Below are 22,320 nucleotides of genomic sequence, written 5' to 3'. Positions count from 1 at the left end.
GCATCACGCAGCCGGTTCGAGCACCTCGCGGCCGCCGAGGAACGGGCGCAGCGCCTCCGGCACGCGCACGGAACCGTCCGACCGCTGGTGGTTCTCCAGCAGCGCCACGATCCAGCGGGTCGTGGCCAGCGTCCCGTTCAACGTCGCGGCGAAGCGCGGCTTGCCGTCCGCGTCCCGGTGCCGCGTGTTCAACCGCCGCGCCTGGAACGTCGTGCAGTTCGACGTGGACGTCATCTCCCGGTAGGCCCCCTGGCTGGGCACCCACGCCTCGCAGTCGAACTTGCGGGCCGCGCTGTCGCCCAGGTCACCGGCCGCCGTGTCGATCACCCGGTACGGCAGCTCGAGCTTGCCCAGCATCTCCTCCTCCCAGGCCAGCAGCCGTTCGTGCTCGGCACGCGAGTCCTGTTCGGCGCAGTAGACGAACATCTCGAGCTTGTTGAACTGGTGCACGCGGATGATGCCGCGGGTGTCCTTGCCGTACGAACCGGCCTCGCGGCGGAAGCACGTCGACCAACCGGCGTAGCGCAGCGGCCCGCGGGAGAGGTCCACGATCTCGCCGGAGTGGTACCCGGCCAGCGGCACCTCCGAGGTGCCCACGAGGTACAGGTCGTCCTCGTCCAGGTGGTAGACCTCGTTGGAGTGCGCACCGAGGAAACCGGTGCCGTCCATGACCTCCGGCCGCACCAGCACCGGCGGCACGACCAGGGTGAACCCGGAGGCGGTGGCCTGCGCTGCGGCCATGTTCAGCAGCGCCATCTCCAGCTGCGCACCGACGCCGGTGAGGAAGTAGAACCGGGCGCCGGAGACCTTCGCACCGCGTTCCACGTCGAGCGCGCCGAGATCCGTGCCCAACTGCAGGTGGTCGCGCACCTCGAAGCCGAACTCGCGCGGGTCGCCGACGTGCCGCAGCACGGCGTAGTCGTCCTCCCCGCCGTGCGGCACCTCGGGTTCGATGAGGTTCGACAGCTGCCGCTGCAGGCGCTGCAGCTCCTGCTCCGCCTCGTCCTGCTCGGCCTCGGCCCGCTTCACCCGCGCGGCCAGGTCCTTGGCCTGCGCGAGCAGGTTCTCGCGCTCGTCGCCGCTGGCCCCGCCGACCTGCTTGCCGAGCCGCTTCTGCTCCGCGCGCAGGTCGTCGGCACTGGACACGGCCGACCTGCGACGCTCGTCGGCGGACAGCAGCGCGTCCACCAGCTCGGGGTCCTCCCCCCGGGCGCGCTGGGACACGCGCACGGCTTCCGGGTCCTCGCGTAGCGTCTTCAGGTCGATCATAGCTGGTCAGCCTAGCGGCAGCGGCGATGCACGACCGCGCGGGGGTTGCGGTGCGCCGCCGCTGCGCGGGACACGGCTGCCCCGGCGGGACGGAATTGAGCAGGGTGCGGGCGCGCTCGCAGCGGGCACGGCATGATAGGTGGCGATGGCCGAAACCGACTCCTCCCGATCGCGGCATCTCCGCGGCCGCAACACGCGGCTGATCATGGTGTCCGCAGCGATCGGGGCCCTGCTGATCCTGCTCATCTCCACCCTGCTGAACTGGCCCACCGGCGAGGACGAGGGCTCCGGCGGCGGTCCGGGAGGAATCGGTGCGGCCCCCACGCCGCAGGAGTTCAACGCGCCGCGCGGCACCTGCCTGAACTGGACGCAGGTCAACGCCGCGGACCTGGAGCAGGTGGGCTGCGATCAACCGCACCTGTTCGAGGTCACCGGTAAGAGCGACATCGGCGGCGACTTCCCGCCGAACGCGCCCTACCCCAGCACCGAGCAGTGGCAGCGGCTCAAGCAGGAACGCTGCACCGACGTCTCCACCGCGTACCTGCAGGGCTCGTTCGACCCGCAGGGGCGGCTGGCGGTCGGCGCGTTCACCCCCAGCGAGGAGGGGTGGAGCGACGGCGACCGGACCCTGCACTGCGGGTTGCAGCAGCCGGGGCCCTCCGGGGAGCTGTACCGGCTGAACGAGCGGGCGATCGACATCGACCAGTCGAACGTCTACGAGGCGGGCCGCTGCCTGGGGATCAACGGCACGGCCGTGTGGGACCCGGTCGACTGCTCCCGCCCGCACGCGGCCGAGATCACCGGAACGGTGAACCTGGCCGACGAGTTCTCCGGCGAATACCCGCCCGTGGAGGCGCAGGACAACTACCTCGCCACCCGCTGCCAGCAGATCACCGCCGAATACGCCGGCGGACCGCAGGTGGTCGAGGACAAGGGTCTGGTGACGTACTGGGACACGTTGTCCGAGGAGAGCTGGGGCGCCGGGTCGCGCCTGGTCAACTGCAAGGTGAGCGCCCAGTTGCCGGACGGCAGCGGGCTGGCACCGGTCACCGGCGGTGTGCGCGGCGAGGTCAGCATCGGCGAGGAACCCGCGCCGGAGAAGACCGACCGGGCGCGCCCCGGAGCTCCCGCCGAAGGCCCGCGATGATCCCGCCGAAGGCCCGCGGTGATCCCGACCGGGATGACCTCCCAGGCCAGCGTGACGCCCCGAGCAACGTGACCGGCCGATCTCCCCGAGCGGTGGCTCGCGGCCCTGGCCGGATCACCCCTGGCCAGGGCGGTCCCTGACCGGATCACCCCTGGCCGGAGCACCCCTGACCAGGGGTGATCTCCCCGGGCGGTGGCGCGCACCCCCCGACACGCGCGGTGTCCTTTTCGCGCGGAACACCGCTCGGGTACAACGGCGGCATGCCCGTGGAAATGCCCCGCGCCCGGTTCGAGGAGCTCGTCTCGGACGCGCTCGACCGCGTTCCGGAGGAGTTCGCCTCCGCGATGAACAACGTGGCCGTGCTCGTCGAGGAGCGTGACCCCGATGACCCCTCGCTGCTCGGACTCTACGAGGGCGTCGCGCTGACCGAACGCGATCACACCTACGCGGGCGTGCTGCCGGACACGATCACGATCTACCGGGAACCGCTGCTGGACATGTGCGACGACGAGGAGCAGCTCGTCGAGGAGATCGCGGTGACCGTGGTGCACGAGATCGCGCACCACTTCGGCATCGACGACGCCAGGCTGCACGCCCTCGGCTGGGGCTGAGCGGCCGCCCGAGCTGGGCAGGACTCACGCCAGGCGGCCCGCGCGCACGTCCTCGAGCCACTGCAGCGACTGGCGGAACGCCTGCTCCGAATCGGCCGGGCGCACGCTCGTCGGCTGCCGGTCCGCCCGCGGGTAGGAGCCGAGGAAGCGGACTTCGCTGCAGCGGCGGCGCAGCGCGGCCAGCACGTCGCCGATGCGCGAATCGTCGACGTGCCCGTCGCAGTCGAGGAAGAACCGGTACTCGCCGAGGCGGTCCTTGGTGGGGCGCGACTCGATGCGGTTGAGGTTGATGCCGCGCAGCGCGAACTCGGCGAGCATCTCGGCGAGCGAGCCGACCTCGTCGCCGATCACGGCCGCCACGGACGTGCGGTCGGCCCCCGTGGAGTCCGGCAGCGAGCCGGGACGCCGCACGAGCAGGAACCGCGTGCGCGCGTCCTGCACATCGGCGATGCCCTCGGCCAGCCGGGCGATCTCCGGGTAGTGCTGCGCGGCCAGGGGCGCGGAGATCGCGGCGTCCACCTCGCCCGCCTGCACCGAGGCGGCCGCGGCGGCCGTCGAGGCGGCCGGGAGCTCCTCCGCGTCGGGCAGGTTCTGCCCCAGCCATCCGCGCACCTGCGCGAGCGCGTGCGGGTGGCTCGCGACGGACCGCACGGTGCCCAGGTCGAGGCCGGGGCGGGCGAACAGGTCGAACCGCACCGGCAGCGCGACCTCCGCGACGGAAACCACCGGGTCGCCGGTGACCAGCGAGTCCAGCGTCGCCGGAACGGCCCCTTCCACCGAGTTCTCCACCGGCACTCCCGCTGCGGAGATCTCGCCGGCGCGCACCGCTCGCAGCGCCGACGGCACGCTCTCGTAGGGCACGAGCTCCGTGTCGAAGCCGGTGGGGAACCGCGCGGTCATCGCGTGCACGGCTTGCTCGCTGAACGTGGCCCACGGCCCGAGGAACCCGATCTGTGGCACGCGCCCACCCTAATCACCGCTCGACTCACCGTCCGAGCGTCACCGTACGCAACCGGACAGGCCGCAGCGGCGTTCGACCCGACGTGCACGATCGTGTCGGGCGCAACTCGCCGACACGGTTACGCGCTGCCAGCAAAAACGATCAACAACTGGGACGATTCGGAAGATGCGCGAGGCCCCGTCACGCGAGAGCACCCTGCCCCTCAGAAGCGCTCCGTCACTCGGAAACTCCCCGCCGATCGGAAGCTCCATGTCACGCGAAAGTACTTCGGTGCTCGACCAGTGCGAGACTGCGACGTCACGGTGTGACCTACTCAATCCCACGGTCGGTAATGTACCTGCGATGCTGTGGGGCGTGACTGCGCACGCGGAGCACTCACCGGAAGGAGCGGAACCGCACCAGCTGCGGCTGGTGCTGTGCGCGTTGGACGACGACCTCGCCGCGGCATGGCAGGAGGTCGCCGACAGCAGGTCGGGGGTGCACGTGCACCCCGGATCGGTGCTGGACGTGCCCGCGGATGCGGCCGTGAGCCCTGCGAACTCGTACGGCTGGATGCGCGCTGGTGTCGACGAGCACTACGCCCGCACGTTCCCGGGCATCGAGGAGCAGGTCCGCAGTGCGGTGCTCGCCTACCACGGGGGTGAGCTCCCGATCGGCGAGGCACTGCTCGTCCCCACCGGTTCGCGCACCCCGATCTGGCTGATCAGCGCGCCGACGGTGCGGGACCCCGCGGAACGCCTCCCGGAGGACACGGTCCACCCGTACCTCGCCGCACGGGCCGTGTTCCGGCTGTGGGCCGAGGGCGCGCTCGAGGACGGCGAACCGGTCCGCAACGTCGTGCGGTCGATCGCCATGCCCGGCCTCGGCACCGGCGTCGCCGGCCTCGACCCGCGCTCGTGCGCGCGGCAGGTCGCCGCGGCGTGGGACGAGGCGTTCGCTCCCGTGGACCACCCGCAGCGTTGAGCGAGCGCGAGCGGCGGCTTATCAGTAAGGTCAGGGAGCAGGGGACGATCACCGCGAGGAGGCCACCCATGCTCATACGCCGTTTGGCTCGTCCGCTGCTCGCGAGCATCTTCATCTACGGCGGGATCCAGGAACTGCGCAACATCTCCGCCCACGCACCGGCCGTGTCGCACCTGCTGGAGCAGACCGCCGGCCAGGTCAACGAAACGCTGCCCGACCAGGTGCCCGCGGACGCCGAAACGCTGGCCCGCATCGACGGGTCGGTGAAGGTCGGCGCGGGGGCACTGCTGGCGCTGGGCAAGTTCCCGCGGCTGACCTCGCTGCTGCTGGCGGCGAACATCGTGCCGACGACGCTGGCCGCGCACGCCTTCTGGGAGCACGAGGACGCGGAGCAGCGCGGCACGCAGACCATCGAGTTCCTGAAGAACCTCGGTGTGCTCGGCGGCCTGCTCGTCAGCGCCACGGAGACGGGCGGCAAGGCCAAGCACGGCCGGTGCCCCAAGAAGGCGCAGCAGACGGCGCCGCACACGCCCAAGGTCGGCAGGCCGAACAAGAACGGCAAGGAAACCAGGAAGGGCAAGTGCGCCAAACCGGGCAAGCAGGCGAAGCACGGCAGGGCGGCGAAGGCCAAGCACTGAACCGCGCCCCGTCCGGCCGCCGGCGACCTGCACACCTCGGGGCGGGTGGCCGCCGGCGGCGCGCCGCGTCGTAACGTGTTGACCGTGCCGGTGAAGGTGCTGCTCGTGGACGACCACGAAGTCGTCCGCCGCGGTCTGCGCGAACTGCTGAACATCGAGGACGACCTCGAAGTCGTCGCCGAGGCCGGCGGGGTGGACGAGGCGCTGGTGCGCGCCCGTGCCACCCAGCCCGCGGTCGCCATGGTGGACGTGCGCCTGCCCGACGGCGACGGGTTGGACCTGTGCCACCGGCTGCGGGAACTGCCGTCCGCACCGCGCTGCCTCGTGCTCACCGCGTTCGACGACGAGCAGGCGCTCGTCGGGGCGATCAACGCGGGCGCGTCCGGCTACCTGCTCAAGCAGGTCCGCGGGCAGGACCTGGTCAACGCCGTGCGGGAAGTCGCCGCGGGCCGTTCCCTGCTCGACCCGGTGACCACGACCCGGGTGCTGGACCGGTTGCGCCAGTCCACCGCGCCCGAACCGGAAGGGCTCGCCGCCATGACCGAGCGGGAGCGGCGCGTGCTCGATCTCATCGGCGAGGGCATGACGAACCGGCAGATCGCCGAGCGGCTGTTCCTCGCCGAGAAGACGGTGAAGAACTACGTCACCTCCGTGCTGGCCAAGCTCGGCATGGAACGCCGCACGCAGGCCGCCGCCTGGATCGCGCGCCACAACAGCGAAACGTGAGCTCAGCCGGTGACGGCCCCCTCGAGCGGATCCCCGCGGACGACGAGATCGGCGTGCGCGCGGTGCGCCGCGACGAGGGAAGCGTTGCCCTCGTCGACCTCCCGCACCCACGCGCAGGCCCGCTGCCGCGAACTGCCGCAGCGCACGTGGCGGGAAACGAGCCGCTCCCGCCGGAGCTCCTCGTCCGGCGCCAAGAACCAGGCCTCGTCGAGCAACGCGCGCACCGCCGACCACGGCTCGCGGTCGAGCAGCAGGTAGTTGCCCTCGGTGATGACCAGCGGGGTGCGCACGGGCACGGCGATCGCCGCGGCGACCGGTTCCTCGATGTCGCGGTCGAACCCCGGGGCGTGGACGAGCTCCTCCGCGTTCCACCGCAACCGCCGCAGCAGCGCCGTGTAGCCGGCGACGTCGAACGTGTCGGGCGCGCCCATCCGATCGCGCAGGCCGAGGCGGCGCAGCTCGGCCTGCGCCAGGTGGAACCCGTCCATGGGCACGACGACCGCGTGCGGTCGCAGGGCGCGCGCCACGGCCTGCGCCGCGGTGCTCTTGCCGCAGCCGGGCGGACCGGCGATGCCGAGAATCCGCCGCTGCCCCGTCTCGATCAGCGCGCGGGCCCGCGCGAGGAGCTCGCCGAACGGCATCTCATCCGTCCTTCCGCCCGCGCAGGGAATGCTCGACGTCCTCGAGGCTGCGGCCCTTCGTCTCGGGGAGCTTGCGGTACAGGTAGAGGAGTCCGGCGAGCCCGAGCAGGCCGTAGAGCCAGAACAGCCCGGTCTCCGTGATCGCGCTGATCAACGTGAGCACGGAGATGGATACGAGGAAGTCCAGGCCCCAGTGGGTCAGCGAGCCGAGCCCGGCGGCCTTGCCGCGCACCGCCGTCGGGAACACCTCGCTGTTGATCAGCCAGATCGCGATGCCGAGGCTGGCGGCGAAGGCGGCTTCGTAGAGCATCAGGCCGAGCGTCAGCAGCAGTCCGAGCCCCTGCACCGACGGCAGCAGGTACAGCGCGCCGAGCCCGAACAGCACGACGATGACCACCCCGGTGCCGCCGAGCAGCAGCGGGCGGCGGCCCACCTTGTCGACGAGCAGCAGCGCCAGCGCGGTGAACACCATGTTCGTGGCGCCGATGCCGACCGAGGACAGGATCGCAGCCGAGTCCCCGAGCCCTGCCTGCTTCAGGATCGTCGGGGCGTAGTAGATGATCGCGTTGACGCCGACGAGCTGATTGGTGGCGGCCACCGCGATGCCGAGCAGCACGGCGGGGCGCAGCCGCGGGCGGAACAGGTCGCGGTAGGTGAACGAGCGCTCCTCGCGCATCGCGGTCTGCAGCTCGTGGATCTCCGCCTCGACCTCTTCGCTCGGCCGGGTGCGCGTCAGCACCGCGCGCGCCTCCTCGGCGCGTCCGCGTGCGAGCAGCCAGCGGGGGCTTTCGGACAGCCGGAACAGCCCGAGGAACATCACCAGCGAGGGGATGGCGGCGATGCCGAGCATCCACCGCCACGCACCGGCCTCGGCGAAGGCGTAGCCGACGAGGTAGGACGCGAAGATGCCGATGGTGACCATGAGCTGGTGCATCGACACGAGACGTCCGCGCACGTGCTGCGGGGCGATCTCGGCGATGTAGGCGGGCACGATGAACGAACTCGCCCCGATGGCGACGCCGAGCACCGTGCGCGCCGTGATCAGCGTGGTCACGTCCGGCGCGAGCGCGGCGAGCAGCGCGCCGAGGGTGAACGTCGCCGAGACGAGCATGAGCGTGCGGCGGCGGCCGAGGCGGTCGACGACGGGGCCGCCGCCGAGGGCGCCGGCGACGGCGCCGAGCAGCAGCGAGGACACGACCAGCTGCTGCATGCCCTCGCCCAGGTCGAACTCGGGCGCGATGTAGAGCAGCGCCGCGGAGATGACTCCGGTGTCGTAGCCGAACAACAGGCCGCCGAGAGCGGCGATCACGGTGGAGCCGACGACGACACCGCGCCCCGGTCTCGCTGCCGGGAGCTGCTCTGTCCGCATGGGCCTCCCCTTCCTCGGCCGGTTCTCGAGAGGCGCTGATGGCAGATTTCACGCCCTGACTGAGGCAGGAACACTAGGTTGTGGTTAAGCGGTTGCGCAAGCGCTTAACTTGTTAATCTGCCCGCACCGGGACAAACCCGTGCACCGACCAACGGGGAGGCGGCATGGCGACCATGGCGGACGTCGCCCGCGCGGCCGGCGTGTCCATCGCGACCGTTTCGCACGTGGTCAACGGGACTCGCGCGGTGCGGGAGAGCACGCGCCGCGCCGTGGAGGGCGCCATCGAACGGCTGGGCTACGCCCCGAACACGCTGGCGCGCTCGCTGGCCACGGCGAGCACCCGCACCCTCGCCGTGGTCATGTCCGCGATCAGCAACCCGTACTTCAGCCGCGTCCTCCAGGGCGTCGAAGCGGCCGCGGTCCGCGAGGGCTACACGCTGCTGCTCGCCGAGTCCCACGACGACCCGGAGCACGAACTCGCCGCAGTGCGCACCATGCGCGAACGCCGCGTCGACGGAATCGCCCTGGCACCCTCCGCGAACCCCGCGCGCGCACTGGAATACGCCGCCCGGCAAGACGTTCCGCTGGTGCTGTTCGACCGGATCGTCGACGACCGCTACGACCAGGTCGGGCCGGACAACAGCGAACCCGTGGCGTGCCTCGTCGACCACCTCGCCGCACTCGGACACCGGCGGATCGGGATGGTCTCCGGCCGCGCCGGTCTGTCCACAACGGACGAACGCATCGCCGGTTACCGGATCGGGCTGCGGCGCAACGACCTTCCTTGCGACGAAAAGCTCCGCGCAGGCGGGGAATCCGAAACCGGATCCGCCGCCGAAGCCACCGCTGCCCTGCTCGCGCACGAGCGGCCGCCGACCGCACTGATCACCGCCAACGACAGCATGACCATCGGCGCACTGCAGGCGCTGCGGGACGCCCGATTGCGCGTGCCCGCCGACATCGCGCTGGCCGCCTTCGACGACTTCCCGTGGGCGGACCTGTTCGCACCCCGGCTGACCGCGATAGCCCAGGCCTACGAGGACATCGGCGCCGAAGCCACCCGCCTGCTCGCACGCCGCATCGCCGAGCCCGCGCTGCCCGCCGAAACGCACCGCCTGCCATCGCGATTCGTGCACCGCGAATCCTGCGGCTGCGCACCGGCCGACGACGCGCACGCGCCGGCATGACCGCCCCACTGCTCACACGCGCACGAGGGGGACCTCCCAGGTGATGGTCGTGCCGGCTTCCGGGGAGGAGTCGATGTCGCAGTGCCCGCCGGCGGCCGCGGCACGCTCCTCCAGGTTCCGCAGACCACGCTTGCTCACGTCCCGCGGAATGCCGCAGCCGTCGTCGGCGACCTGCAACGACAGATCGTCCTCGCCGCGCCGCACGCGCACGGACACCTCCCGCGCCCCCGCGTGGCGCACCACATTGGACAGTGCTTCGCGCAGCGCGGCGCGCGCGTGGTCCGCCACCGCGACCGGCACGTCGGACAGGTCGCCGGTGACGTCCAACCGCGGATCCCGGCCGAGCAGTTCGCCGGCGATGCACACCTCCGAGCGCATCGACTCGTCCAGGTCCGCCGACTGCCGCGAGGACTCGGGATCGGCGGAACGCAGCGTGCGCGCGGTCGTGCGCACCTCGTCGATGGCCTGGTCGATCTCCTGCATCGTCTCGGTCAGGCGCTCGCTGTCGGCCGAGGCCAGCTGCCCGGACAACCGCCTGCCGAGCACCTCCAGCTGCATGCCCGCGGCGTAGAGGCGCTGCACGATGACGTCGTGCAGCTCGCGGGCGATCCGCTCCCGCTCCTGGTACACGGCGATGCGCTGGCGAGCCGTCGACCCCTCCGCGAGCACCAGGGCCAGGCCGGCCTGGGCGGCGAACGACGTCAGCACGTCGACGGCGTTGCGGGCGAAGGACGTCGCACCTCGCCGCCGGTAGACCGCCAGCGCGCCGAGTCGGCGCTCGTTCGTGCCGAACGGCGCGACCGCGAACGGCCCGTACACGCGCAGCTCGGCGGGCACGTACGGCGCGGTCAGCGGATCGTCGACGAGGTCGTCCACCACCACGGGCACGCCGTTGCGGGCAACGCGGGCCGCGGCCGAGTTGGAGGAGAGCACCGTGCCCACCGGGTCTCCGAGCGGGGCGGTGCCGTCGGAGGAGCCGTAGACGGCTTCCACCGTGACCCGGCCGTCGTCGCCGCGCACCGTCACCACACCGAGGTCGGCTTCGACGAGTTCGGCGGCGCGGCGGACCACGAGCGGCAGCACCGCATCCGGGTCGTCCGCCGCGAGCGCGGCCTTGGTGATCTCGGTGGACGCGTCGAGCATCCTGCCGGCGAGCGCGGAATCCATGGCGCACTCGACACTACGCGCTCACCCGCGCAGCCAGCCGCGCAGCCGCCTCAACTCCTCACCGCCTCGCCGCCTCGCCGCAGCACGCTCACCTGCATCGGGGCGACAGAGCCCCCGCCAAGAACCCCGCGAGGCAGGAGTGGCGGACGTTTCTCGAGAAATGTCGGCGATGTTTCTCGTGGGTGCTCAAGGGGTGGGTGCAAGACTGGCGGTATGCCTACGAGTGTGTCGTCGTTGCAGCAGCAGCGGGTGTGGTGGTGGCATCGTCAGGGAGCGACCGTGGCCGCGATTGCTCGGCTGGTTGCGGTGTCGTCTACGGCGGTGGAGGGTGTCCTCAATGCGCATGGCGGGATGGCGCCTGCGCCGCGGCGGCGGCATCCGCAGGCGTTGACGCTGTCCGAGCGGGAGGACATTTTCGCTGGTCTGGCCGCTCAGCAGACGTTTACCGCGATCGCGGCCGGACTGCGCCGGTCCGTGTCGACGGTCTCGCGCGAGGTGGGCCGCAACGGCGGTCGGGAGCACTACCGGCCGGCCCAGGCCGAGCAGGCCGCCGCCGATCGGGCGCGGCGGCCGAAACGCTCGGCCCTGGCCGAGCGGCCGCAGTTGGCCGCCTGGATCGCCGACCGGTTGGTCTACGACCGGTGGTCGCCGCGGCAGATCGCGGCCCGGCTGCCGCAGGAGTTTCCGCATGATGAGGACATGCGCACCTCGCACGAGACGATCTACCGCAGCCTGTATGTGCAGTCCCGCGGCGAGTTCCGCCGCGAACTGACCCGCTACCTGCGGCGGCGCCACTCCCGCCGCCGGCCGCAGACCCGTGTCGGCGAAACGCGGGGCCGGCTGCCGGACGCGGTGCCGCTGTCGGCCCGGCCGGCCGACGCCGAGGACCGCGCCGTGCCCGGCCACTGGGAAGGCGATTTGATCCTCGGCCGCGGTGGCTCAGCAATCGCCACCCTGGTCGAGCGGCACTCCCGCTTCGTGATGCTCACCGCCCTGCCCCACGGCAAAACCGCCGACGCCGTCGCTGAGGCGCTGGCCAGCATCATCACCCGCCTGCCCACCCAGCTGCGCCGCAGCCTCACCTGGGACCAGGGCAAGGAAATGGCCAACCACGCCCACTTCTCCGTCGCCACCGGCCTGCCCGTCTACTTCTGCCCACCCGGCACCCCCTGGCTCCGCGGCAGCAACGAAAACACCAACCGACTGCTCCGAGACTTCCTGCCCAAAGGCACCGACCTGGCCCAACACAGCCAAGCCGACCTCGACACCATCGCCAACAAACTCAACGCCCGCCCCCGCTGGACCCTCAACTGGGCCACCCCCGCCGAAACACTCCACCCCACCCTTGCACCCACCCCCTGAACCCGCCCGAGAAAAGTCCAAACCCCTGGGCACAGGATCGGCAGCGTCGCGGGCATCGCATGACGTAGCGCGCTGCATTCCGCTTCAGGTGAGTGCAGCGGGGGTTTGCCGGTGCGAGTCCGGTCCCGACGCGAGACCGGTCCCGGCACTGGTCCGGTCGCGGAGCACCGCGACCTGCCCGTCGGCCACGCCGAGCACGACGTCGGCGTGCTCGGTCTCGGCCCAGCGGTGCGTCACGTGCACCACGGTCCGGTCGCGCAGCGCCCGGCGCAGGCCGGTGACCACGGTGTCGGCGGTGGCGTCGTCCACGTGCGCGGTCGGCTCGTCGAGCAGCACCAGCGCGGCGTCGTCGACGAGCAGCGCCCGCGCCAGGGCCAACCGCCGCGCCTCCCCACCGGAGACGGCCAACCCGTCCGCGCCGACCAGCGCGTCCAAGTGCTCGGACCAGCCGGACAGCCCGGCCAGCCGCAGCGCCCGCCCGAAGCGCGCGTCCGACGCCTCGGGGGCGGCCATGCGCAGGTTCTCCCGCACCGTCGTGGACACCAGCTGCGGTTCCTGCGGGCACCAGGACAACCGCGACGGCGCCGCGACCGCGCCGCCCTCCGGGGCGAGGTGCCCGAGCAGCAGCGCCACCAGGGTCGACTTGCCGCCGCCGGACGGTCCGACCACGGCCACGTGCGTGCCGGCGGGGACGCGCAGGTGCGCATCGCGCAGCGCCGGTTCCGCCGCCCCGGGCCACCGCGCCGTCACCCCGTGCAGCTGCACCTCCGCGGCGGGCTGCGGCGCGTGCTGCTGCCCGTCGCATTCCTCGGCCGCCGCGAGCACCGGGGCGACCCGCTGCTGCGCAGCGCGCAGCGCGGAGAACTGCTGGGCGGCCGGCGGGAACAGCCCCACCGCCTCCGCCGCGGCCAGCGGCACCAGTCCCAGCACCGGGGCCAGCTCCGGGGCCAACGTCCCCTCGGCGACGGCCGCCGCCCCGGTCCAGGCCCCGCCGAGCACGGCCACCCCGATCGCCAGCGTCTGCACCGCCGTCGCAGCACCGGAGCCGAACGCGGCCCGCCGCGAACGCCGCACCAGCTCCGCGTCCACCGCGGCCAGATCCCGGCGCTGCCGCGCGTCGGCGCCGAAGGCCACGTGCTCGGCGATGCCGTCGAACAGCGCGAACACCCGCGCGGCCACGCGGCGCCGCCCCTCGGCCGCGGCCGCGGTGGCGCGGCGTTCCGCCGCGAGCGCGACGAGCGGTCCGGCCACGGCCGCGGCGACCCCGCCGCCGGCCAGCCACCACCCGGCCGCGGGCAGCACCGCCATCTGCACCGCGATCGCCCCGAGCAGCACGACGCCGCCGACGACCGGGGGGAGCAGCACGCGCGGGACGAGGTCGCGGATCGCGTCCACGTCGTCGACGAGCCGGCGCAGCCCCTCCCCGCGGCGCAGCCCGGCGGTGCGGGCGGGACCGAGCCGCACGAGCGCGCGCCACAGCTGTTCGCGCAGCCGTCCGGACAGGCGGAACGCGGCGTCGTGGCTGACGACGCGTTCCACGTAGCGCAGCACCGCTCGGGACAGCGCGAACGTGCGCACGCCGACGACGGCGACGGTCAGCGACATGATCGGCGGTTGCTGCGAGGCCCGTGCGATCAGCCACGCCGAGGTCGCGGTCAGCGCGAGACCGGACAGCAGCGACAGCGCGCCCAGTGCGATGCCGGCGAACGCGCGGGGAGTGAGCAGCCGCCGCACACGCCGCCTCCGCGGACCGTCCACATCGGAAACGCCGGCGATCTCGCGGGTTTCGCCGCCGCCGGTCTCCGCGACCGGGTCCGGGTCCTCGGGGCGGTGGCTGGCGAGCACCACCACGTTGCCCGCTTCCGCGGCGCGCTGCACCGCCGCGTCGACCCGCCGCGCCGCCTCCGCGTCGAGGTTCGCGGTGGGTTCGTCCAGCAGCAGCACGCGCGCGTGCCCGCGCAGCCGCAGCAGCGCCCGTGCCAGGGCCACGCGTTGGCGCTCCCCCGTGGACAGCCGGTCCACGGGCCGATGCAGCAGCGCAGCGGCGCCGATCTCGGCGAGCGCGGCCTCGGCCGCCTCGCCGGTGCCGGGCGGCTGGTCCGAGGCCGCCAGGGCCAGCTCGTCGGCCACGGTGCCGCCGCTGAACGCGGGCCGCTGCGGCACCCACGCCACGCGTTGCCGCCAGGCCGCCCGGTCCAGGTCGTCGAGCGCGGTGTCGCCGTAGCGGACGCTGCCCTCATCGGCGCGGGTGAAGCCCAGCAGCACCGACAGCGTGGTGGACTTGCCGCTGCCGCTCGGCCCGACGTCGCCGAACCCGTCGAGCCGCAGCACCTCGCCGGGGTGCGCGGTGAAACCGAGCCCGTCGGGCGCGTAGCCGGTGCGGCGCAGCACCCGCAGCCCGCGGACCCGCAGCGGTGCGGCTTCCTGCGCGGGTCGGGCGGTGCCGCAGCTGCGCGCCTCCGGTTCGTCGCGCAGCGCCTCGTCGACGCGCCGCACCGCCTCCACCCCGTCCTCGCTGGCGTGGTGCGCCGTTCCGACCGAGCGCAGCGGCAGGTACACCTCGGGGGCGAGGACGAGCACCATCAGGCCGGTGGCCAGGCCGAGGTCGCCGCCGGCCAGGCGCAGCCCGATGCCCACCGCCACCACGGCCACCGACAGCGAGGCCAGCAGTTCCAGCACGAGCGCGGACAGGAAAGCGATGCGCAGCGTGGACATCGTCGTGCGCCGGTGCTGTTCGCTGACCCGCCGCACGACGTCGCCCTGCTTGCGGGCTCGGCCGAAGGCGGTGAGCACGCCGAGCGCGCGGACGAGTTCCAGCAGTTGGGCCGACAGCAGCTCGACGGCGCGGGCGGCGCGGCTGGTGCGGTGTTCGGTGTAGCGGCCGACGAGCCAGCCGAACAGCGGGATCAGCGGCACGGTGAGCACCAGCACCAGCGCGGAGATCCCGTCGTGCAGCAGGATCCACGCGCCGAGCGCGGGCGGCACGATCCCGGCGGTGATCAGCGCCGGCAAGTACTGGGTGAAGTACGCGTCGAGCGCGTCCAGCCCACGTGTGGACACTGTGGACAGTTCGGCGCGGCCGTGCCGGTCGACCCACTCCGGGCCGCGCCGCACCGCGGCCTGCACCAGGTTGCGCCGCAGCTCCTCCTTGGCGCCGGCCGCGGCGCGGGCGGTGACCGCTTCGGTGGCCCAGCCGATCGCGGCGCGTGCGGCGATCGCGCCGGCCAGCACCACCAGGTGCGGGGCGACGGCGGCGGGTGCGGCGGCATCGGTGACCACGGCGGCGAGTGCGCTCACCAGCGCCCACGCCTGCACCACGAGCGCGAGGGCCTGCGCCGCCGCCAGCGCACCGCCGAGCACGAGGGCGCGCCGCGCGGACGTCGACAGTCGCGGCAGGGCTCCCAGCGGGGACATCGGCCTCCTGGTCGCTACTCGATGTCCGCTGTCCGGGGCGGGCGGTCGGGGGTGGCTGGGCGTGCAGGAGGTTCCGCTACGCATGCGCAAACGCCCTAACAAAGTCCTACGGTCTGTTTCATAAGCGGTGTAGTGGGCCACATGAGGAGGGGCACCCGCAGTCCAGGGAAACGCTGAGGTTCCGCCACGGAAGCCCGCACGCAAGCCCACATGTGAAACTCTTCCTGGTGTCAGTGCGCGTGCACGGGGATGTGCTGCGTCCCGATCCGCTTGCGGAACACCCAGTACGTCCAGCCCTGGTAGATGAGCACGGCAGGTGCGCCGATCAGGGCGGTCACGCTCATCACGGTCAGCGTGTACGGGCTCGACGAGGCACCGGCGACCGTCAGCGACCACTCCGGGTTCAACGTGGACGGGATGACGTTCGGGTACAGCGCGCCGAACAGCGTGACGACCACCGCGGCCAGGCTGAGGCCCTGCAGCGCGAACGCCTGCCCCTCGCGCCAGGCCGCCATCCTGGCCAGTGCCGCCAGCGCGGCCAGCAGCGCGATCGCCAGCGGCACCCAGGTCCAGCTGCCGCCTTCGGCGAGCTGCGCCCACAGCGCCAGCGCGACCACCGGTGCCAGCAGCGGGACGCCGCCGTAGACCGCCAGCCGGTGGGCCCGTTCGCGCACCTCGCCTTCGGTCTTGAGCGCGAGGAACACCGCGCCGTGCAGCACGGAGAAGGCGCACACGGCCACGGCGCCGAGCACGGCGGGACCGGTGAACACCCCGTACCACGGTCCGACGCGGTCACCGATCGCGTTCAGCGGCATGCCGAACACCGACAGGGTGAGTATCAGGCCGACGACCAGCGGCGAGATGTAGGACGACAGCACGATCACCACGTCCCAGGCGCGGCGCCAGCGCGGCGAGTCGACCTGGTGGCGGTACTCGAACGACACGCCGCGTCCGATGAGCGCCAGCAGCAACAGCAGCAGCGGCAGGTACACGGTGCTGAACAGCGAGGCGTACCAGGCCGGGAAGGCGGCGAAGGTAGCAGCGGCTGCGACGATCAACCACACCTCGTTGCCGTCCCAGACGGGTCCGATGGTGTTGATGAGCACGCGCCGCTCCTGCTCGTCGCGGCCGAGGATCGGCAGCAGCATGCCGACGCCGAAGTCGAAGCCCTCCAGGAAGAGGTAGCCCAACCAGAAGAAGGCGATGACGATGAACCAGACGGTGGGCAGATCCATGGGTCGTGTCCTCGCTTGACGGTGCGTCTCAGTACGCGAACGTGAGGGACTGCTCCTCGCCGTCCCCGCCGGAGCCGGACGACTCCTCCTCCTCGGTGATCCCGCCGCGCACGACGCGGACGATCAGGAACAGCTCGACGACGAGCAGCACTCCGTAGACCGTGCCCAGCGTGATCAGCGAGGTGAGGACCTCGCCCGCGGCGAGGTTGCCGGACACGGCCTGCGCGGTGTGCAGCCAGACCCCCTCCGCTCCGGAGGGGTCCGGGTTGGGTGCCACGACCCACGGTTGGCGGCCCATTTCGGTGAACACCCAGCCGGCGATGTTGCCGAGGAACGGCAGCGCGATGCTCAGCACGGCGCCGAGCGTCCAGATGCCGTGCCGCGGGAACCGCCGCTTGCGGGTGAGCACGAGCACGAGCACCGCGCCGAACGCGGCCAGGCCGCCGAAGCCGATCATGAGCCGGAATCCCCAGTAGGTCACCGGCAGGTTCGGCACGTAGTCGACGGGCTGGCCCGCCAACGGCCCCAGCCGCGGGTCGTCCGGGTAGTGCGTGCCGAACTCCTCCTGGTACTGCGGGATGAGCGACTGCACGCCCTGGACCTCGCTGCTGAAGTCGCCCTCGGCCAGGTACGACAGGACGTAGGGCACGGTCCAGCTCTTGACTTCCTCGCAGTTGGGCTGGCTGACGTCGCCGACGGCGAAGATGGAGAACGAGGCGGGCGCTTCGCTGTGGCACAGCGCCTCGGCCGAGGCCATCTTCATGGGCTGCTGCTGGAACATGAGCTTGCCCTGGAAGTCGCCGCTGATCGCCAGGCCGATGAACGCGATCACTCCGACCCAGGCTCCGAGCCGCAGCGAACCGTGCCAGGCGCGGTAGTTCTCCTCCTCGCGGTCGGAGTTGCGGTGGTGGCGCCACAGCTGCCAGGCGGAGATGCCGATGAGGAACGAGCCGGCCACGGCGAAGCAGCCGAAGATCGTGTGCGGCCACGCGGCCCACAGGGTGCTGTTGCCGAGCACCGCCCCGATCGAGCTCAGGCGCGGGCGCCCGTCGACCATCTCCACGCCGACGGGGTGCTGCATCCACGAGTTCGCCGCGAGGATGAAGAACGCCGACAGCACCGTGGCCAGGGAGAACGCCCAGATGCAGGCGAGGTGCACGCCCTTGGACAGCCGGCCGGCGCCGAAGATCCACAGGCCGAGGAACACCGACTCGACGAAGAACGCCATGAGGCCTTCCATGGCCAGCGGTGCGCCGAAGACGTCCCCGACGAACCGCGAGTAGGAGTTCCAGGCCATGCCGAACTGGAATTCCTGCACGATGCCGGTGACGACGCCCATGGCGAAGTTGATCATCATCAACTTGCCCCAGAACAGCATCATCTTGCGGTACCGCTGCTTGCCGGTGCGCCACCAGGCCGTCTGCATCGCGGCGACGAGGATGGACAGTCCGATCGTCAGCGGGACCATCACGAAGTGGTAGACGGTCACGACGCCGAACTGCCAGCGGGCGATGTCGAGCAGTTCCACGACTCCACCCTGGCGCGGTGACGCGCGCGTGCGCAGAGTTGGACGTCCCGGATCACTCGGCCGAAGGTCGCCGGTTCGGAGGGACTTTCGTCCCGCGAACCGGCGACCTACCGATGAAACGCCATGCGATCACTCCACGCGCAGCTCGCGCAACCCCGCGTGCTGCTCCTGCTGCGCCGGACCCGTCAACTCGACCCGGACGAAACGGGCTGTGCGGGGCGTTTCCGGCTCAGCCGGCGTTTCGGTGAAGTGCTCCCCGTCGAGCGAGGTGGAAAACCGCACCCCCTCCGGTCGCACATCGGTCCAGCTCGGGACGATCCGCTCGACCGGGGCGGGCCTGCCCAGGTCGACGGTGAGCGCACCGGAACGCTCGTCCAACGCCCACGTCGTCGCCTCGCTGCCGTCCACGGCGGCCTCCGCGTACTTGCCCGGCTCCTCCGAGGTCGCGGTGGCCCGCTCGCAGCGGGCCAGGTTGTCCGTCGGAATCCGGTCCGGCCGCCGCGTCTTCATCGTCAGCGGCGCCCGCTCGCTGACGACGTGCTCCCCGTCCGGACCGCGCACCGTGAACGGCTCGCCCCGCCGGAGCTCGACGCTCGTCGTCTCCGAACCGATGCGCACGTCGAAAGTGCGCCCCTGCCAGTGCAGTCCCGTCAGCTCCACGCCGTCGCGCAGCTGCGGCGGCAGCATCGGATCCAGTTTCACGCCGTCCTCGCGCAGGCGCAGACCGCTGAACCCGTGCGTGAAGACCTGCTGGAAACCACCGCCACCGGTGAGGAAGTTCAACGCGGGCGCGCCGGCGTCCTGCCCCGCGGTTTCACCGCGGGCCTCGGAGAACTGCGCGAAGGGTTCGCGCATGAACGGCCGCACCGAGCGGTCGAGGTACGTGTTCGCCGCGCACCCGGGCTCGCCGTTCGCGGCCGCGTTGATCGCGTGCACCGCATCGGTCATCGCCGGACCGTCCGGGTCGGTGCGCGGCGCGTAGTAGTCGAGCGTGTTGCGCGCCGCCTCGTCCGACATCGGCCACTCCAGCGGGTACTGCAGCAGCACCGAGTCGGCCTGCTTGATCTCGTGCCCGTCGTAGCCCTCGTACTGCACGAACCGCTCGTTCTCGGCGTCGAACGGGATCCGCAGGTTCTCGGCGATGTGCCCCCACTGCTGCGGAGCTTCAGCGCCGATGATCCGCGCCGCGCGCGTGGCCTGCCGCAGCGCGGTGGCCGCACCGGCGTTGGTGAACACCCCGTCGTCGACACCGTTGCTGTACTCGTCCGGCCCGGCCACGTTGTTGATCGAGTAGCTGCCGTCGTCGTTCGGCGTGACCCGGCCCGCCCAGTACTCGGCGATCGACCGCAGCACCGGCCAGCCGTGCTCGCGCAACCACTGGCGGTCCCCCGTGGCCAGGTAGTACTGCCACGCGGCGAAGGCGACGTCGCTTTGCAGGTGGTTCTGCGTCAGGCAGTGCGGCGGGTCCCAGCTGTGGCAGTCCTCCTGCAGATCGCCGCTGTTGGCGCTCGTCCACGGGTAGAACGCGCCCTGCTGGCCGATCGACTCGGCGTTGCGGCGCGCCGCCGGCAGCAACTTCTCCCGGTACTCCACCACCGACCTGGCGAGCTCGGGGTTTTGCAGCAGCATGCTCGGATACATCCACAGCTCGGTGTCCCAGAACACCAACCCGGCGTAGTTGTCGCTGCTCAGTCCAGCGGGCGCGATGCTGTTGCCGCCTTCGGCGCGGGCGCTGGACAGCGCCGCGTAGCGGGTCGCGCGCAACCACTTCTGCATGTCCTCGCGCCCGGGCGTGCGGACGTCGCTGCGCCACAGCTCGAGCCACCGGCGCACGTGCTCCTCGCGCACGCCGTCCCAGCCGCGGTCGGCGGCGTCGCGGGAGTGCTCCGCGGCGGCCGCCGCGTGCCGCGGCCCGGTGTCCACGCCGACGAACTTGGTGAACTCGTAGCTGCGGCCCTGCTGCACCCGGAAGTCCAACCGCTGCCGCGCGGTGAGCCCGTCGCGCTCGTGCGCGGAGCCCGTGGCGCTGACGTGCCGACCGGGCTCGAGCGTGGAGGCGACGGTCCCCGTGTCGCCGACCTCGGTGGTGCTGAAGCTGACGTGCTGCGTTCCCCCGCCGTGGCCGGTGTTCCCGCCGTGCCCGCCGCCGGTGGCGTGCATCCGCCGCGCACCGCGGCCGTCGAGCGCGTCGGTCACCCGCGCCGTGCCGCTGTAGTGCGGGGTCATCGTCACCCGCACCGCACCGACGTGCTGATCGGCGCGGTCGGCGAGGATCTCGTAGACGAGATCGGTGCTCTTGCCGTCCGGGGCCGTCCACGTCAGCGAGGTGCGCAGAATTCCGCAGTGGACGTTGAGGGTCTGCCGGTAGTCGGAGATCTGCCCGGCCGGCGTGTCCGATGTGTACTCGTGCTGGCCGGTGCCGACGTTGAGCGTCGACCAGGTGGGGATCGCCGCGATCGCGCGGCGCGGCTCCGGTGTCTGCGCGGTCGGCGCCTTGCCGTACACGCCGGCCACGAACGCCCCGTCGTAGCGCGGAGTTTCCAGCGGGAAGCCGGTCTCCTCCCCGGTGGCCGCGTAGCCCGTCCCGTTCGGCGGCACGCGCTGCGACAGCAGGCCGTTGCCGACGAAGGCGTGCCGCGTGTACTCGTCGTCGAGCTGCCGCGTCGACATCTCCCAGCCGGTTCCGCGGGCGCAGCGCGGATCCCCCGCGGCCGGTTCCGGTGCGGCGGCGCGCGCACCGGCGCGGGCCGCCCCGGTGCCCGGCACCTCCGGAACCACGACCAACGTCACGGCCAGCAGCACGCTGCCGACCAGCCCTGCAGTGCGCAACGATCGCATCGGACCACCCCGCCGACTCGTTCGGTGAATCGATCGATCGCGCAGCCAAGTGTCTTTCGTCCGTTCAGTCAAGAGGGGCACGAGAACCCGACGGAAAAACCACCGGATCGGGCACACCGGACGGGACGGGGAGGGTGACCGGCACGCACAGCTGCCGGCCAGGGGCCGGCAGCGGCGACGTCAGCACGCGCGCTCAGCGCTCACCGGCGTCGCTGCCGCGTTGACCTGCGGCCATGGGGCGCCCTGCGGTCATGGGGCGCCCTGCGGCCGTGGGGCGCCCTGCGGTCGTGGGGTGGAGTGTTCCGGGAGCGGGGCCGGCGTCCAGCGCGCGTGCCCCGCCCCGGTGCTCACGGTTTGCCGACGCCGCGCTCGCGCGTGGCGAGCCCGCCCCAGATCCCGTACGGTTCGGCTGCGGCGACGGCGTGCTCCAGACACCACGACTGCACCGGGCACGTGGCGCAGACCGCTTTGGCCCGTTCCTCACGACGCTGCCGGGCCGGTGCGCTCTCGTCAGCGGGGCCGAAGAACAACTCGCTGCTGGACCCGCGGCAGGCAGCATGGCGCTGCCAGGCATAGGCTTCGGTCGTGACCCGGGGAAGACGCTGCGTGCTACTCATCCGTGCTCCCCCGTCCGCGGTGCCGGCCGCGGCAGTGCCCGCACAAGGCGAGGGAGGCGACGTGCCGCCCGTCCTGGCCCAGGAGGTCGGCCGGATCGGCCGGGTGTCCACATCGGGCGCAGGCCTACTCCGGGGTGTTCTGGTCGCGGCGACGTAGCCGCAAGTAGGCCTCAGCCATCTCCGTTCGATCTCCACAAGCATCCATGGGCGCTGCCCGCGAAAAGCACGTGACACGCCCGAATCGGTAGCGTCCGTGGCTGGCGGATCAGCGCGCGAGGTGCTTTTCCAGCTCGGCCTTGCTCATCTTGGAGCGGCCCCTGATGCCCTGCGCCTTGGCGTCGGCGTACAACTGGTCCTTGGTGCGCCCGCCGGGACCGTAGCGGTTGCCGGAGCGGATCCCGCCGCGGCGCGGTGCCGAGATGTCCTCCGTGGACCTCTTGCTCCGCTGCTCGGCCTGCCCGCTGCGAGCGCGCTGCTTGTTCACGGTGCGCGCCGCGATCTCCTCGGCGCGGTCCCGACTGGCACCGCGTTGCTCCTGGGACGCTTCGATCTCCTCGTACTGCCGGTTGGCCTCGGGACCCCAGTCCTGCTCACGGGGGTCCCGCCGCTGCTGGCGGGAACTCTGACGCGGCATGGTGCACTCCTCG

At 72.2% G+C, this 22,320-nt stretch carries 18 protein-coding genes; 7 read left to right on the top strand and 11 right to left on the bottom strand.

All coding sequences use genetic code 11. The annotated features are described in order from the left end of the window. Window positions 1-3 precede the first annotated feature (3 nt). The gene (serS, locus tag ACVGV2_RS00550) at window positions 4-1,269 is read right to left on the bottom strand and encodes a serine--tRNA ligase (RefSeq protein WP_459164092.1); all 1,266 of its coding nucleotides are present in this window, start codon (window positions 1,267-1,269) and stop codon (window positions 4-6) included. Window positions 1,270-1,414: 145 nt separating this feature from the next. Between serS and ACVGV2_RS00545 the strand changes: the two genes are divergently transcribed. Together ACVGV2_RS00545 and ACVGV2_RS00540 are read left to right on the top strand one after the other, a co-directional pair. After that, on the top strand, window positions 1,415-2,416 hold the full coding sequence (locus ACVGV2_RS00545) for a septum formation family protein (protein ID WP_459164091.1): 1,002 nt from the start codon (window positions 1,415-1,417) through the stop codon (window positions 2,414-2,416). A 260-nt stretch (window positions 2,417-2,676) separates the two neighbouring features. Continuing rightward, a complete protein-coding gene (locus tag ACVGV2_RS00540; RefSeq protein WP_459164090.1) occupies window positions 2,677-3,027 on the top strand; it encodes a metallopeptidase family protein in 351 nt (116 codons plus the stop codon). 24 nt (window positions 3,028-3,051) lie between these two features. Here ACVGV2_RS00540 and pheA read toward each other — a convergent pair whose 3' ends face one another. Beyond that, complete coding sequence (pheA, locus tag ACVGV2_RS00535; protein WP_459164089.1) at window positions 3,052-3,987, bottom strand: prephenate dehydratase; 936 nt, start codon at window positions 3,985-3,987, stop codon at window positions 3,052-3,054. A 343-nt stretch (window positions 3,988-4,330) separates the two neighbouring features. On the opposite strand from pheA, the gene ACVGV2_RS00530 reads away from it, so the two are divergent. The 3 genes from ACVGV2_RS00530 to ACVGV2_RS00520 all read left to right on the top strand — a co-directional run bounded on the left by ACVGV2_RS00530 (window position 4,331) and on the right by ACVGV2_RS00520 (window position 6,315). Next, on the top strand, window positions 4,331-4,951 hold the full coding sequence (locus ACVGV2_RS00530) for a macro domain-containing protein (RefSeq protein ID WP_459164088.1): 621 nt from the start codon (window positions 4,331-4,333) through the stop codon (window positions 4,949-4,951). Window positions 4,952-5,019: 68 nt separating this feature from the next. Continuing rightward, the gene (locus ACVGV2_RS00525; protein WP_459164087.1) at window positions 5,020-5,589 is read left to right on the top strand and encodes a DoxX family protein; all 570 of its coding nucleotides are present in this window, start codon (window positions 5,020-5,022) and stop codon (window positions 5,587-5,589) included. Between the two features lie 84 nt (window positions 5,590-5,673). Next, window positions 5,674-6,315, top strand: a complete 642-nt coding sequence (locus tag ACVGV2_RS00520; RefSeq protein ID WP_459164086.1) for a response regulator — start codon at window positions 5,674-5,676, stop codon at window positions 6,313-6,315. A 2-nt stretch (window positions 6,316-6,317) separates the two neighbouring features. Here the strand turns inward: ACVGV2_RS00520 and ACVGV2_RS00515 are convergent, their stop codons facing one another. Together ACVGV2_RS00515 and ACVGV2_RS00510 are read right to left on the bottom strand one after the other, a co-directional pair. Further along, complete coding sequence (locus ACVGV2_RS00515) at window positions 6,318-6,956, bottom strand: nucleoside/nucleotide kinase family protein (RefSeq protein WP_459164085.1); 639 nt, start codon at window positions 6,954-6,956, stop codon at window positions 6,318-6,320. A 1-nt stretch (window position 6,957) separates the two neighbouring features. Next, window positions 6,958-8,325, bottom strand: a complete 1,368-nt coding sequence (locus ACVGV2_RS00510; RefSeq protein WP_459164084.1) for a sugar porter family MFS transporter — start codon at window positions 8,323-8,325, stop codon at window positions 6,958-6,960. Window positions 8,326-8,489: 164 nt separating this feature from the next. On the opposite strand from ACVGV2_RS00510, the gene ACVGV2_RS00505 reads away from it, so the two are divergent. Continuing rightward, window positions 8,490-9,512, top strand: coding sequence for a LacI family DNA-binding transcriptional regulator (locus ACVGV2_RS00505; protein ID WP_459164083.1), 1,023 nt, complete (start codon window positions 8,490-8,492; stop codon window positions 9,510-9,512). Between the two features lie 12 nt (window positions 9,513-9,524). Here the strand turns inward: ACVGV2_RS00505 and ACVGV2_RS00500 are convergent, their stop codons facing one another. Next, complete coding sequence (locus tag ACVGV2_RS00500; protein WP_459164082.1) at window positions 9,525-10,679, bottom strand: GAF domain-containing sensor histidine kinase; 1,155 nt, start codon at window positions 10,677-10,679, stop codon at window positions 9,525-9,527. A 213-nt stretch (window positions 10,680-10,892) separates the two neighbouring features. On the opposite strand from ACVGV2_RS00500, the gene ACVGV2_RS00495 reads away from it, so the two are divergent. Then, window positions 10,893-12,041, top strand: coding sequence for an IS30 family transposase (locus ACVGV2_RS00495; RefSeq protein WP_459163172.1), 1,149 nt, complete (start codon window positions 10,893-10,895; stop codon window positions 12,039-12,041). Between the two features lie 84 nt (window positions 12,042-12,125). Here the strand turns inward: ACVGV2_RS00495 and cydD are convergent, their stop codons facing one another. The 6 genes from cydD to ACVGV2_RS00465 all read right to left on the bottom strand — a co-directional run bounded on the left by cydD (window position 12,126) and on the right by ACVGV2_RS00465 (window position 22,307). Further along, window positions 12,126-15,455, bottom strand: a complete 3,330-nt coding sequence (gene cydD / locus ACVGV2_RS00490) for a thiol reductant ABC exporter subunit CydD (RefSeq protein WP_459164081.1) — start codon at window positions 15,453-15,455, stop codon at window positions 12,126-12,128. Between the two features lie 230 nt (window positions 15,456-15,685). Continuing rightward, window positions 15,686-16,690 carry a cytochrome d ubiquinol oxidase subunit II gene (gene cydB, locus ACVGV2_RS00485; RefSeq protein ID WP_459164080.1) on the bottom strand — a complete coding sequence of 335 codons (1,005 nt, stop codon included), beginning with the start codon at window positions 16,688-16,690 and terminating at the stop codon, window positions 15,686-15,688. 28 nt (window positions 16,691-16,718) lie between these two features. Then, window positions 16,719-18,218, bottom strand: coding sequence for a cytochrome ubiquinol oxidase subunit I (locus tag ACVGV2_RS00480; RefSeq protein WP_459164079.1), 1,500 nt, complete (start codon window positions 18,216-18,218; stop codon window positions 16,719-16,721). 129 nt (window positions 18,219-18,347) lie between these two features. After that, window positions 18,348-21,056, bottom strand: coding sequence for a glycosyl hydrolase family 65 protein (locus ACVGV2_RS00475; RefSeq protein WP_459164078.1), 2,709 nt, complete (start codon window positions 21,054-21,056; stop codon window positions 18,348-18,350). Window positions 21,057-21,403: 347 nt separating this feature from the next. After that, entirely contained in the window at window positions 21,404-21,673 is a 270-nt protein-coding gene (locus ACVGV2_RS00470) for a WhiB family transcriptional regulator (protein WP_459164077.1), read from the bottom strand. A gap of 265 nt (window positions 21,674-21,938) precedes the next feature. Further along, window positions 21,939-22,307 (bottom strand): plasmid stabilization protein, encoded by a 369-nt coding sequence (locus tag ACVGV2_RS00465; RefSeq protein ID WP_459164076.1) that lies wholly within the window; start codon window positions 22,305-22,307, stop codon window positions 21,939-21,941. Window positions 22,308-22,320: the final 13 nt, after the last annotated feature.

The organism is Bounagaea algeriensis, from assembly GCF_054491375.1.
The sequence above is the reverse complement of the archived record's forward strand: the minus strand, read 5'-3'. Positions and strand labels throughout refer to the sequence as shown.

Bases quoted from the DNA above. Each gene is read 5' to 3' on its own strand.
- serS (WP_459164092.1), bottom strand. From the start codon at position 1,269: ATGATCGACCTGAAGACGCTACGCGAGGACCCGGAAGCCGTGCGCGTG.
- ACVGV2_RS00545 (WP_459164091.1), top strand. From the start codon at position 1,415: ATGGCCGAAACCGACTCCTCCCGATCGCGGCATCTCCGCGGCCGCAAC.
- ACVGV2_RS00540 (WP_459164090.1), top strand. From the start codon at position 2,677: ATGCCCGTGGAAATGCCCCGCGCCCGGTTCGAGGAGCTCGTCTCGGAC.
- ACVGV2_RS00530 (WP_459164088.1), top strand. From the start codon at position 4,331: ATGCTGTGGGGCGTGACTGCGCACGCGGAGCACTCACCGGAAGGAGCG.
- ACVGV2_RS00525 (WP_459164087.1), top strand. From the start codon at position 5,020: ATGCTCATACGCCGTTTGGCTCGTCCGCTGCTCGCGAGCATCTTCATC.
- ACVGV2_RS00515 (WP_459164085.1), bottom strand. From the start codon at position 6,956: ATGCCGTTCGGCGAGCTCCTCGCGCGGGCCCGCGCGCTGATCGAGACG.
- ACVGV2_RS00510 (WP_459164084.1), bottom strand. From the start codon at position 8,325: ATGCGGACAGAGCAGCTCCCGGCAGCGAGACCGGGGCGCGGTGTCGTC.
- ACVGV2_RS00505 (WP_459164083.1), top strand. From the start codon at position 8,490: ATGGCGACCATGGCGGACGTCGCCCGCGCGGCCGGCGTGTCCATCGCG.
- ACVGV2_RS00500 (WP_459164082.1), bottom strand. From the start codon at position 10,679: ATGGATTCCGCGCTCGCCGGCAGGATGCTCGACGCGTCCACCGAGATC.
- ACVGV2_RS00495 (WP_459163172.1), top strand. From the start codon at position 10,893: ATGCCTACGAGTGTGTCGTCGTTGCAGCAGCAGCGGGTGTGGTGGTGG.
- cydD (WP_459164081.1), bottom strand. From the start codon at position 15,455: ATGTCCCCGCTGGGAGCCCTGCCGCGACTGTCGACGTCCGCGCGGCGC.
- cydB (WP_459164080.1), bottom strand. From the start codon at position 16,690: ATGGATCTGCCCACCGTCTGGTTCATCGTCATCGCCTTCTTCTGGTTG.
- ACVGV2_RS00475 (WP_459164078.1), bottom strand. From the start codon at position 21,056: ATGCGATCGTTGCGCACTGCAGGGCTGGTCGGCAGCGTGCTGCTGGCC.
- ACVGV2_RS00470 (WP_459164077.1), bottom strand. From the start codon at position 21,673: ATGAGTAGCACGCAGCGTCTTCCCCGGGTCACGACCGAAGCCTATGCC.
- ACVGV2_RS00465 (WP_459164076.1), bottom strand. From the start codon at position 22,307: ATGCCGCGTCAGAGTTCCCGCCAGCAGCGGCGGGACCCCCGTGAGCAG.